This window comes from Pseudomonas sp. 05T35 (assembly GCF_056396605.1).
This window is the reverse complement of sequence record NZ_JBFTLU010000112.1, coordinates 1-12,237: the sequence shown is the minus strand read 5'-3', so window position 1 is coordinate 12,237 and position 12,237 is coordinate 1. Positions and strand designations below refer to the sequence as shown.

The 12,237-nt window shown below is 59.8% G+C and carries 8 protein-coding genes and 1 pseudogene; 8 read left to right on the top strand and 1 reads right to left on the bottom strand.

Features of this window, described 5'->3' with window-relative positions; translation table 11 throughout:
* The 5 genes from AC1DH9_RS11455 to prpD all read left to right on the top strand — a co-directional run.
* Positions 1 to 473: isocitrate lyase/phosphoenolpyruvate mutase family protein (locus AC1DH9_RS11455; protein WP_477808188.1), on the top strand; the 473-nt coding region annotated here is incomplete at its 5' end.
* A 143-nt stretch (positions 474 to 616) separates the two neighbouring features.
* Positions 617 to 1,744: a bifunctional 2-methylcitrate synthase/citrate synthase gene (gene prpC / locus AC1DH9_RS11450; RefSeq protein ID WP_427540273.1), complete on the top strand. Its 1,128-nt coding sequence runs from the start codon at positions 617 to 619 to the stop codon at positions 1,742 to 1,744.
* A gap of 205 nt (positions 1,745 to 1,949) precedes the next feature.
* On the top strand, positions 1,950 to 4,544 hold the full coding sequence (acnD, locus tag AC1DH9_RS11445; protein ID WP_054593260.1) for a Fe/S-dependent 2-methylisocitrate dehydratase AcnD: 2,595 nt from the start codon (positions 1,950 to 1,952) through the stop codon (positions 4,542 to 4,544).
* 54 nt (positions 4,545 to 4,598) lie between these two features.
* Positions 4,599 to 5,789, top strand: coding sequence for a 2-methylaconitate cis-trans isomerase PrpF (prpF, locus tag AC1DH9_RS11440; RefSeq protein WP_477808187.1), 1,191 nt, complete (start codon positions 4,599 to 4,601; stop codon positions 5,787 to 5,789).
* A gap of 216 nt (positions 5,790 to 6,005) precedes the next feature.
* Positions 6,006 to 7,490 (top strand): 2-methylcitrate dehydratase, encoded by a 1,485-nt coding sequence (prpD, locus tag AC1DH9_RS11435; RefSeq protein ID WP_427540265.1) that lies wholly within the window; start codon positions 6,006 to 6,008, stop codon positions 7,488 to 7,490.
* Positions 7,491 to 7,626: 136 nt separating this feature from the next.
* Here prpD and ppsR read toward each other — a convergent pair whose 3' ends face one another.
* Positions 7,627 to 8,445 carry a posphoenolpyruvate synthetase regulatory kinase/phosphorylase PpsR gene (ppsR, locus tag AC1DH9_RS11430; RefSeq protein ID WP_427540262.1) on the bottom strand — a complete coding sequence of 273 codons (819 nt, stop codon included), beginning with the start codon at positions 8,443 to 8,445 and terminating at the stop codon, positions 7,627 to 7,629.
* Between the two features lie 176 nt (positions 8,446 to 8,621).
* Here ppsR and ppsA point away from each other — a divergent pair.
* The 3 genes and pseudogenes from ppsA to AC1DH9_RS11415 form a co-directional block, all read left to right on the top strand.
* A pseudogene (gene ppsA, locus AC1DH9_RS11425) lies at positions 8,622 to 10,823 on the top strand (phosphoenolpyruvate synthase); the annotation flags it as partial.
* Positions 10,814 to 11,803, top strand: a complete 990-nt coding sequence (locus AC1DH9_RS11420) for an alpha/beta fold hydrolase (RefSeq protein WP_477808186.1) — start codon at positions 10,814 to 10,816, stop codon at positions 11,801 to 11,803. The pseudogene ppsA and the gene AC1DH9_RS11420, both read left to right, overlap by 10 nt.
* Positions 11,804 to 11,903: 100 nt before the next feature.
* On the top strand, positions 11,904 to 12,203 hold the full coding sequence (locus AC1DH9_RS11415; RefSeq protein WP_477808185.1) for a Rieske (2Fe-2S) protein: 300 nt from the start codon (positions 11,904 to 11,906) through the stop codon (positions 12,201 to 12,203).
* Positions 12,204 to 12,237: the final 34 nt, after the last annotated feature.

The window sequence follows — 12,237 nt, the reverse complement described above, 5'->3', positions numbered from 1 at the left end:
ACCGGATCAAGGCGGCAGTCGATGCGCGCACCGATGACAGCTTCGTGATCATGGCCCGCACCGACGCCCTGGCGGTGGAAGGTCTGGAGTCGGCACTGGATCGCGCCGCGGCATGCATCGAAGCCGGCGCCGACATGGTGTTCCCGGAGGCCATCACCGAACTGGACATGTACAAGCTGTTTGCCAGCCGCGTCAAAGCGCCGATCCTGGCCAACATCACCGAGTTCGGCGCCACGCCGCTGTACACCACCGAGCAACTGAAAGCTGCCGATGTGTCGCTGGTGCTGTACCCGCTGTCGGCCTTTCGCGCGATGAACAAAGCGGCGGAAAACGTCTACACCGCGATCCGTCGCGATGGCACGCAAAAGAACGTTATCGACACCATGCAGACCCGCATGGAGCTTTACGATCGCATCGATTACCACACCTTCGAGCAGAAGCTCGATGCGTTGTTTGCGCAGAAGAAGAACTGAATCAAACCCTGTGGGAGCGAGCCTGCTCGTGATGGACGTTAATGATAACGCGGTGTTCCTGATGCACCGAGGTGAGCCATCCACCATCGCGAGCAGGCTCGCTCCCACAAGTTTCCCTAACAAATTCAAGATTGGAGACAGCAATGGCCGAAGCAAAAGTATTGAGTGGCGCCGGGCTGCGTGGCCAGGTGGCCGGGCAAACCGCATTGTCCACCGTGGGCCAGGAAGGCGCAGGCCTGACCTATCGCGGCTATGACGTTCGCGAACTGGCGGCCCAGGCGCATTTCGAAGAAGTGGCGTACATGCTGCTGTACGGCGAACTGCCGAACAAGACACAACTGGCCGCCTACATCAACAAACTGAGCAAGCTGCGTGACCTGCCGCAAGCGCTGAAGGAAGTGCTCGAACGCATCCCGGCCGACGCCCATCCGATGGACGTGATGCGCACCGGTTGCTCGTTCCTCGGCAACCTTGAGCCGGAGCATGACTTCTCCGAGCAACATGACAAAACCGACCGGCTGCTGGCCGCGTTCCCGGCGATCATGTGCTACTGGTATCGCTTCAGTCACGACGGCAAGCGCATCAACTGCGTGACCGATGAAGAGTCGGTTGGCGGGCACTTCCTGCACCTGCTGCATGACAAGAAGCCAAGCGAATTGCACGTCAAGGTGATGAACGTTTCGCTGATCCTTTATGCGGAACACGAGTTCAACGCGTCGACCTTCACCGCCCGCGTTTGCGCATCGACGTTGTCCGACCTGTTCTCCTGCGTTACCGCGGCCATCGGTTCCCTGCGCGGCCCGCTGCATGGCGGCGCCAACGAAGCGGCGATGGAAATGATCGAGCGCTTCGCGTCGCCGCAAGAGGCGATCAAAGGCACCCTCGACATGCTCGCGCGCAAAGACAAGATCATGGGCTTCGGTCACGCGATCTACAAAGACAACGACCCGCGCAATGAAGTGATCAAGGGCTGGTCGAAAAAGCTCGCTGACGAAGTCGGTGACACCGTGTTGTTCCCGGTGTCGGAAGCCATCGACAAGACCATGTGGGAGCAGAAGAAACTGTTCCCCAACGCGGACTTCTACCATGCCTCGGCGTACCACTTCATGGGCATTCCAACCAAGCTGTTCACGCCGATTTTCGTCTGCTCGCGCCTGACCGGCTGGGCGGCGCATGTGTTCGAACAGCGTGCCAATAACCGCATCATCCGCCCGAGCGCCGAGTACGTCGGCGTCGAACAGCGCAAGTTCGTGCCAATCGAACAACGCTGAATGGTGGAGGGCCTGACCGCCGATTTTTGGAGCAACGGAGAACCCTGTGGGAGCGAGCCTGCTCGCGATGACGGACTGACATTCAACATTGATGTCGCCAGTTGCATTGCTATCGCGAGCAGGCTCGCTCCCACATTTGACCGAGTTCGCTTCAAAGCCGGTGCCAGCCCCCACTTTTTGTAATCACCGTGACCGAGTCCTGACGATGAACACAGATTTCCGCAAATCGCTGCCCGGCAGCCATCTGGATTACTTCGACACCCGTGCGGCAGTCGAGGCCATCCAGCCCGGCGCCTATGACACCCTGCCGTACACCTCCCGCGTACTGGCGGAAAACCTGGTGCGCCGCTGCGACCCGGCCACGCTCACCGAATCCCTGAAACAGTTCATCGAGCGCAAACGCGACCTCGACTTCCCGTGGTTCCCGGCCCGCGTGGTGTGCCACGACATTCTTGGCCAGACCGCCCTGGTCGACCTCGCTGGCCTGCGTGATGCCATTGCCCTGCAAGGTGGCGATCCAGCGCAAGTGAACCCGGTGGTGCCGACGCAATTGATCGTCGATCACTCCCTGGCCGTCGAGCGCGGTGGCTTCGATCCGGAGGCATTCGAAAAGAACCGCGCCATCGAAGACCGTCGCAACGAAGACCGTTTCCACTTCATCAACTGGACCAAAAAGGCCTTCAAGAACGTCGACGTGATTCCGCCAGGCAACGGCATCATGCACCAGATCAACCTGGAGAAAATGTCGCCGGTGATCCAGGTGCGTGACGGCGTGGCTTTCCCGGATACCTGCGTCGGCACCGACAGCCACACCCCGCACGTCGATGCCCTGGGCGTGATCGCCATCGGTGTCGGCGGTCTGGAAGCGGAAAGCGTGATGCTCGGCCGTGCCTCCTGGATGCGTCTGCCGGAAAGCGTCGGCGTCGAGCTGACCGGCAAGCTGCAACCGGGCATCACTGCCACCGATATGGTGCTGGCGTTGACCGAGTTCCTGCGCAAGCAAAAAGTCGTTGGGGCCTGGCTGGAATTCTTCGGCGAAGGCGCCTCCGCGCTGACCCTCGGCGACCGTGCAACCATTTCCAACATGGCCCCGGAATACGGCGCCACTGCGGCGATGTTCTACATCGACCAGCAGACCATCGACTATCTGAAACTTACCGGCCGCGAAGACGAGCAGGTGCAGTTGGTCGAAAATTACGCCAAGACCACAGGCCTGTGGGCCGATAGCCTGAAGGGCGCGCAATACGAGCGCGGCTTGACCTTCGACCTGTCGTCGGTGGTGCGCAATATGGCGGGGCCGAGCAATCCTCACGCCCGTGTCGCTACTTCTGATCTCGCGGCCCAAGGCATCTCCGGACAGTGGGACGATGTGCCCGGCCAAATGCCTGACGGCGCGGTTATCATTGCCGCCATCACCAGTTGCACCAACACCAGCAACCCGCGCAATGTCATCGCCGCCGGCCTGCTGGCACGCAACGCCAACAAGCTCGGATTGACTCGCAAGCCGTGGGTCAAATCGTCCCTTGCGCCGGGTTCGAAAACCGTGGCGCTGTACCTCGATGAAGCTGGCCTGACTTCTGAACTGGAGCAACTCGGTTTCGGCGTGGTGGCATTCGCCTGCACCACCTGCAACGGCATGTCCGGTGCGCTGGACCCGGTGATCCAGCAAGAGATCATCGATCGCGATCTGTACGCCACTGCCGTGTTGTCGGGTAACCGCAACTTCGACGGTCGGATTCACCCATATGCCAAGCAGGCGTTCCTTGCTTCGCCGCCGTTGGTGGTGGCGTACGCCATTGCCGGGACCATCCGTTTCGACATCGAAAAAGACGTGTTGGGCCTGTCGGCGGATGGCAAGGAAATCCGCCTGAAGGACATCTGGCCGAGCGACGAAGAGATCGACGCGGTGGTCAAGGCATCGGTCAAGCCGGAGCAGTTCCGCCAGGTCTACATCCCGATGTTCGCCATCCACGAAGACACCGGCCCGAAAGTCAAACCGCTGTACGACTGGCGCGAGATGAGTACCTACATCCGTCGTCCGCCGTACTGGGAAGGCGCACTGGCCGGGGCACGTCCACTCAAGGGTATGCGTCCATTGGCAGTGCTTCCGGACAACATCACCACCGATCACCTGTCGCCGTCCAACGCCATCATGCTCGACAGCGCCGCTGGCGAATACCTGGCGAAAATGGGCTTGCCGGAAGAGGACTTCAACTCCTACGCGACGCACCGCGGTGACCACTTGACCGCGCAACGCGCGACCTTCGCCAACCCGAAACTGTTCAACGAAATGGTTCAGGAAAATGGCAAGGTCAAGCAGGGTTCGCTGGCGCGTGTCGAGCCGGAAGGCCAGGTCATGCGCATGTGGGAAGCCATCGAAACCTACATGGAGCGCAAGCAGCCGCTGATCATCATCGCCGGCGCCGACTACGGTCAGGGTTCGTCCCGCGACTGGGCTGCCAAAGGTGTGCGTCTGGCCGGTGTCGAAGCCATCGCTGCCGAAGGTTTCGAACGCATTCACCGTACCAACCTGGTGGGCATGGGCGTGTTGCCGCTGGAGTTCAAGCCGGGCACCGACCGCAAGACACTGGGCATCGACGGCACTGAAACTTTCGATGTGATCGGCGAGCGCACGCCGCGTGCCACGCTGACTCTGGTCATTACCCGCAAGAACGGTGAACAGGTGTCAGTACCGGTTACCTGCCGTCTCGATACTGCTGAAGAAGTCTCGATCTACGAAGCCGGCGGCGTGTTGCAGCGTTTCGCCCAGGACTTCCTTGAATCGGCTGTTGCTGTCTAACGCGACTTGCCGGGGCAGGGCAGTGACGTCCTGCTCCGGCGCATAAGGAACATTATGGCCCACGTACCTCAGATCAAGATCCCTGCCACCTACATGCGGGGCGGCACCAGCAAAGGCGTGTTCTTCAGCCTGCAAGACCTGCCTGAGTCGGCGCAGATTCCGGGCCCCTCCCGCGACGCGCTGTTGTTGCGAGTGATCGGCAGCCCTGACCCGTATGAAAAGCAAATCGATGGTATGGGCGGGGMGACCTCCAGTACCAGTAAAACGGTGATCGTGTCCAAGAGCATCAAAGCTGATCACGACGTCGATTACCTGTTCGGTCAGGTCTCCATCGACAAGCCTTTTGTCGACTGGAGCGGTAACTGCGGCAACCTCTCGGCGGCGGTCGGTTCGTTCGCCATCGGCAGCGGTCTGGTCGAGGCCAGTCGTGTTCCGCGCAACGGCATGGCGGTGGTGCGCATCTGGCAGGCCAATATCGGCAAGACCATCATCGCCCACGTGCCGATCACTGACGGCGCGGTGCAGGAAACCGGTGATTTCGAACTCGATGGCGTGACCTTTCCGGCCGCTGAAGTGCAGCTCGAATTCATGAATCCGGCGGCCGAGGAAGAGGGCGCCGGCGGCTCGATGTTCCCGACCGGCAACCTGGTCGATGACCTGGAAGTACCCGGTGTCGGCACGCTCAAAGTGACCATGATCAACGCCGGCATCCCGACCATTTTCGTTAACGCCGAAGCCATCGGCTACACCGGCACCGAGTTGCAGGGCGATATCAACGGCGATCCGAAAGCGCTGGCGATGTTCGAGACTATTCGTGCACATGGCGCACTGCGCATGGGGCTGATTTCGAACCTCGACGACGCCGCCAAGCGTCAGCACACCCCCAAGGTGGCGTTTGTCGCACGGCCTGCCGATTATCTCGCTTCCAGCGGCAAGCCGGTGGCGGCAGGCGATGTCGACCTGTTGGTCCGCGCACTGTCCATGGGCAAGTTGCATCACGCGATGATGGGCACTGCTGCCGTAGCGATTGGCACCGCAGCAGCGATTGACGGCACGCTGGTCAACCTCGCCGCGGGTGGTATTCCCCGCAACGCGGTGCGCTTTGGCCATCCGTCAGGCACCTTGCGCGTTGGCGCCGAAGCCCAACAGGTCGATGGCGAGTGGACCGTGACCAAAGCCATCATGAGCCGCAGTGCGCGGGTGTTGATGGAAGGCTGGGTGCGCGTGCCGGGCGATTCTTTCTGATCCCGACTCCGAGCCCATGTGGGAGCGAGCCTGCTCGCGATAGCGTTGTCTCAGGCGACATCAATGTTGACTGTGCCGGCCCCATCGCGAGCATACGGAACGCCGCCCGGCTGCTCCCACAGTTCATTGCATTTCAATTATAAGAAAGCAGTAACCGACAGAGATTGATCCTGAACCGAGGTCCCATTTACGAACCACTGCCAGAGTGAATCGAACATGAGCGCCAACGTCGACCTGAACATACGTCCCGACTACGACAAGGTCCTGCAGGACATTGCCGATTACGTTCTCAATTTCAAGATCGAGTCCAAAGAGGCGCTGGACACCGCCCGCAATTGCCTGATGGACACCCTCGGTTGCGGCCTGCTGGCCCTGCGCTTTCCCGAATGCACCAAACACCTGGGCCCTATCGTTGAAGGCACGGTCGTGCCCTTTGGCGCACGTGTTCCCGGTACCCATTTTCGTCTCGACCCGGTAAAAGCGGCGTGGGATATCGGCTGTATCGTTCGCTGGCTCGATTACAACGACACCTGGCTGGCTGCCGAGTGGGGCCATCCGTCCGATAACCTCGGCGGGATCCTCGCGGTTGCCGACCACCTGTCGCAAAAACGCGTGGCCAATGGCGATGCGCCGCTGACCATGCGAGCGGTGCTGGACGCGATGATCATGGCCCACGAGATTCAGGGTGTGATTGCCCTGGAGAACTCCTTCAACCGGGTTGGGCTGGACCACGTGCTGCTGGTCAAAGTCGCCTCGACGGCGGTGACTGCGAAACTGATGGGCGCCAATCGCGAGCAATTGTTGGCGGCGCTGTCCCATGCGTTTGTCGACGGCCAGGCATTGCGCACTTACCGTCACGCGCCGAACGCCGGTTCGCGCAAGTCCTGGGCCGCGGGCGACGCCTCCAGTCGTGGCGTGCGATTGGCGGACATCGCCATGCGTGGCGAGATGGGCATTCCGGGTGTATTGACCGCGCCGCAATGGGGTTTCTACGACGTGCTGTTCAGCCACACCAACAAGGACCTGGCGCTCAAGCCCGCCGATAAACGTACGTTCAGCCTCTCGCAGCAGTACGGCACCTACGTGATGGAAAACGTGCTGTTCAAGATCAGTTTCCCGGCCGAGTTCCACGCGCAAACCGCCTGCGAAGCGGCAGTGACCCTGCACCCGCAGGTGCGCGATCGTCTGGGTGAAATCGACAAGATCGTTATCACCACTCACGAGTCGGCGATTCGTATCATTTCCAAGGTCGGCCAACTGGCCAATGCCGCGGACCGCGACCACTGCATCCAGTACATGACCGCCGTGCCGCTGGCCTTCGGCACTCTGGTGGCTGAACAGTACGAAGACGAGTTTCACGCGGCGCACCCGATCATCGACGAGTTGCGCGAGAAGATGGTCATTGTCGAAGAGCCGCGCTACACCCGCGAATATCTGGAGGCCGACAAGCGGTCTATTGCCAACGCCTTGCAAGTGTTCTTCAAGGACGGCTCAAGTACCGGACAAGTGGTGGTCGAATACCCGATTGGTCATCGTCGTCGCCGCGCCGAGGGCATTCCCTTGCTGGAGGACAAGTTCAAGGCCAATCTGGCGACGCGCTTCACTGCGCAACGGTCGGCGCAGATCTTTTCCTTGTGCAAGGATCAGGCGAGCCTTGAGGCCACGTCGGTTAACCGTTTTGTCGATTTGTGGGTGATCTAGCCAGACCGCGTTATCGTTCATCGTGAGCAGGCTCACTCCCACATTATTTCTTCGTCGTACACAAGTAACGTGTTCACTGAAGATCAAATGTGGGAGCGAGCCTGCTCGCGATGGCGGTAGGCCTGGCAGCAAGGAGCTACTTGAACCGCCGCTCGACGCCTTTTTCCACCAGAATCTTCGCCGAAATCTCTTCCACGGAAAAATGCGTGGAGTTGATGTGCGCGATGTTCTCGCGGCGGAACAGGTTTTCGACTTCACGCACTTCGAACTCGCACTGGGCGTAGCTCGAGTAGCGGCTATTGGGCTTGCGTTCATTGCGGATCGCGGTGAGGCGGTCCGGATCGATGGTCAGGCCAAACAGCTTGTGCTTATGGGCACGCAATACCGCTGGCAGTTGCAGGCGCTCCATGTCGTCTTCGGTCAGCGGGTAGTTGGCCGCGCGAATACCGAATTGCATGGCCATGTACAGGCAGGTCGGGGTTTTGCCGCAGCGTGACACGCCGACCAGGATCAGGTCGGCCGTGTCGTAATAGTGGGTGCGGGCGCCGTCGTCGTTGTCGAGGGCGAAGTTCACCGCCTCGATACGCTCCATGTAATTGGAGTTGTGGCCAATGGAGTGGGACTTGCCGACCGAATACGACGAGTGTTCGCTCAACTCCTGCTCGAGCGGCGCGAGGAAGGTCGAGAAAATGTCGATCATGAAACCATTGGAGGTCGCGAGGATCTCACGAATATCCTGGTTGACGATCGTGTCGAAGATGATCGGACGAAATCCGTCCTTTTCGGCGGCCATATTGATTTGTTGTACCATGGCCCGCGCTTTGTCCACGTTGTCGATGTACGGTCGTATGATTTTGCTGAAGGTAATGTTTTCGAACTGCGCCAACAGACTTTGACCCAGGGTTTCGGCTGTAATGCCCGTGCCATCGGAGATAAAGAAAGCAGATCGTTTCATTTGCGCCTTGGGCCTTAAGCTGGTGACGATTCTTGGATATGATAGGCGCGGTTTGTCGGCCTGGATTGGCCCGCATTCTCACTTATTTTCCAGGTCCAGGCCATATTGCTGGCAAATGCTCCTGATGAGCTGCCGGCGCCCTGAGCTTTTCCAACACAGTTAGTGGAGAGATCACCTTGGTAGAGTACGTAGTTTCCCTCGATAAGCTCGGCGTCCATGATGTGGAGCATGTGGGGGGCAAGAACGCATCCCTCGGCGAGATGATCAGTAATCTTGCGGGTGCCGGTGTCTCGGTCCCGGGTGGCTTCGCCACGACGGCTCAGGCTTATCGTGATTTTCTCGAATTAAGTGGTTTGAACGACCAGATCCACGCAGCCCTCGATGCGCTGGACGTCGACGACGTGAACGCCCTGGCGAAAACCGGTGCGCAAATCCGTCAATGGATCATGGAGGCCGAGTTCCCGGAGAAGCTCAACACCGAAATCCGCACCGCGTTCGCCACGCTGTCGGCCGGCAACCCGGACATGGCTGTGGCCGTGCGCTCCTCGGCAACAGCCGAAGACTTGCCGGACGCGTCCTTCGCCGGTCAACAGGAAACCTTCCTGAACATCCGCGGCGTTGAAAACGTCATTCGTGCTGCCAAGGAAGTGTTTGCTTCCCTGTTCAACGACCGTGCCATTTCCTACCGCGTGCACCAAGGCTTCGACCACAAGCTGGTGGCCCTGTYGGCTGGCGTGCAGCGCATGGTCCGTTCGGAAACCGGCACTGCCGGCGTGATGTTCACCCTGGACACCGAATCCGGCTTCCGTGACGTGGTGTTTATCACCGGCGCCTATGGCCTGGGCGAAACCGTCGTACAAGGCGCGGTGAACCCGGATGAGTTCTATGTCCACAAAGGCACGCTGGCAGCCGGTCGTCCGGCGATCCTGCGCCGCAACCTGGGCAGCAAAGCCATCAAGATGATCTACGGCGACGAGGCCAAGGCCGGTCGTTCGGTCAAGACTGTCGATGTCGACAAGGCCGAGCGTGCACGTTTCTGCCTGACCGATGCTGAAGTCAGCGAACTGGCCAAGCAGGCGATGATCATCGAGAAGCACTACAAGTGCCCGATGGACATCGAATGGGCCAAAGACGGCGACGACGGCARGCTGTACATCGTTCAGGCTCGCCCTGAAACCGTGAAAAGCCGTACCCACGCCAACGTCATGGAACGTTACCTGCTGAAAGAAACCGGCACCGTGCTGGTGGAAGGTCGCGCCATCGGCCAGCGCATCGGCGCCGGTAAAGTCCGCATCATCAAAGACGTTTCCGAGATGGACAAAGTCCAGCCGGGCGACGTTCTGGTTTCCGACATGACCGACCCGGACTGGGAACCGGTCATGAAGCGCGCCAGCGCCATCGTCACCAACCGTGGCGGCCGTACCTGCCACGCGGCGATCATTGCGCGTGAGCTGGGGATCCCGGCAGTCGTGGGTTGCGGTAATGCCACCGAGCTGTTGAAAGACGGCCAGGGCGTGACCGTTTCCTGCGCTGAAGGCGACACCGGTTTCATCTTCGAAGGCGAGTTGGGCTTCGACATCAAGAAAAACTCCGTTGACGCCATGCCGGAACTGCCGTTCAAAATCATGATGAACGTCGGCAACCCGGATCGCGCCTTCGATTTCGCGCAGTTGCCGAACGCCGGTGTGGGCCTGGCCCGTCTGGAGTTCATCATCAACCGCATGATCGGCGTGCACCCTAAAGCACTGCTGAACTACGACGGCCTGCCGTTGGACATCAAGGAAAGCGTCGACAAGCGTATTGCCGGATACAACGATCCGGTCGGCTTCTACGTCGAGAAACTGGTTGAGGGTATCAGCACCCTGGCTGCCGCGTTCTGGCCGAAAAAGGTCATCGTGCGCCTGTCGGACTTCAAGTCCAACGAATACGCCAACCTGATCGGCGGCAAGCTCTACGAGCCGGAAGAAGAAAACCCGATGCTGGGCTTCCGTGGCGCTTCGCGCTACATCAGCGAGTCGTTCCGTGACTGCTTCGAACTCGAATGCCGTGCGCTGAAACGCGTGCGCAACGAGATGGGCCTGACCAACGTCGAAATCATGGTGCCGTTCGTCCGTACCCTGGGCGAAGCCAGCCAGGTTGTGGAGCTGTTGGCCGAAAACGGCCTGGCCCGTGGCGAAAACGGTCTGCGCGTCATCATGATGTGCGAACTGCCGTCCAACGCGATCCTTGCTGAAGAGTTCCTCGAATTCTTCGACGGTTTCTCCATCGGCTCCAACGACCTGACCCAGCTGACCCTGGGCCTGGACCGTGACTCCGGGATCATCGCGCATCTGTTCGACGAGCGTAATCCTGCGGTCACAAGAGCATTATGCAAAGCAGCAGTAACCTATTTCCTGTCGCCTTGATCAGCGCCGAGCGTCGCGGCGATCTGAGCGAGGACGTCTACCGTTTGAAACCCGGCAACAGCCCGGACGGCACTGTCGAGCTGGCGGTCACCCGCCTGGGCATGGCCGATGAGCCCACCGTGCGTGGCGTTCCGGTGATTTTGYTTCACGGCAGTTTTTCCAATCGGCGTTTCTGGTTTTCCCCCAAGGGCCTTGGTCTGGGCGCCTATCTGGCGCGCGCCGGCTTTGATGTGTGGATACCGGAAATGCGCGGTCACGGCTTGTCCCAGCGCAACCAGAACTATCGAAAAAACCGCGTTGCCGACTATGCCCGTTACGATTTGCCAGCGATTGCTGCATTCGTTCGTGAGCAAAGCGGTCAGGTTCCGCACTGGATTGGTCATTCACTGGGTGGCATCACCCTGGCCGCAGCGCTGGGTGGTCAGTACCTGGGTGAACCTGCCGTGGCCTCTGCGGCATTTTTTGGTACGCAGGTCAGTCGCACTTATTGGCCGCTGAAAATTCCCCCGGTGGAGTGGAGCGGGCGGTTTATCCTGAAGCGTTTCGCGCAAATTTCCGGTTCTCGTCTAAAGCGCGGTCCAGAGGACGAGCCCATAGGCCTGGCTCTGGAAGGCATGCGCTGGTACGGCTTGTTCGGGCGCTTTGGCGATGCCGAGAAAGACTGGTGGGCCGGGCTGGCGGAGGTTCAGGTGCCGGTCTTGGGCGTCAGCGCGACCAGCGATCATCAGGACCCGGATTGGGCGTGTCGCAAGCTGTTCGATCAGATCGGTTCCGAGCACAAACAGTTCATCTGCCTGGGGCGCGAGCAGGGTTTTTCGGACAATTTCGGGCATGTTGAAATGCTCGTCAGCAAAGCCGCACAGGCCGAAGTCTGGCCGTTGGTGCAGCGCTGGCTGACAGACCCGCAGGCGCCGTTGCTGGCGGGCAAGCCGGATGTGGCGACAGCTGTCTGAGTACGAATGCTCTGACAAGAGCGTTTCGCTCTGATCAGCGAACGGCTAACATATGACGCATTGAGCTGTTCTGGTCACAAACGGTTGTTGAGTCGACCTTATGTTCGTACCTCTTGRGCGTCTGATCAATCTGAATGAAGGTTATCGGCGGACGTTCCAGGTTGAAGGGCGTAGCCTGCTGTTGTTGGTGCTGGATAATCAGCCGTTGTTGCTGATAGACAGCTGCCCACATCAAGGCTCGCCGCTAGGCAGCGCGACATTGTCGGGAAATATCCTGCGTTGTCAGCGCCACGGTATCGAGTTTCAGTTGCCCAGCGGCGTGCCGGTACAGGCACAGTGTCCTAGCTTGAGTATGCTGAAGGTGGCTTACGAGGGGGATCGCATCGGAATAGATGTTTAAATTCTTTGCTGGTACTCGTTTCGGTGCCGTCGTC

Excerpts from the sequence above, each read along its gene's own strand:
- prpC (WP_427540273.1), top strand. The coding sequence starts at position 617 with ATGGCCGAAGCAAAAGTATTGAGTGGCGCCGGGCTGCGTGGCCAGGTG.
- acnD (WP_054593260.1), top strand. The coding sequence starts at position 1,950 with ATGAACACAGATTTCCGCAAATCGCTGCCCGGCAGCCATCTGGATTAC.
- prpD (WP_427540265.1), top strand. The coding sequence starts at position 6,006 with ATGAGCGCCAACGTCGACCTGAACATACGTCCCGACTACGACAAGGTC.
- ppsR (WP_427540262.1), bottom strand. The coding sequence starts at position 8,445 with ATGAAACGATCTGCTTTCTTTATCTCCGATGGCACGGGCATTACAGCC.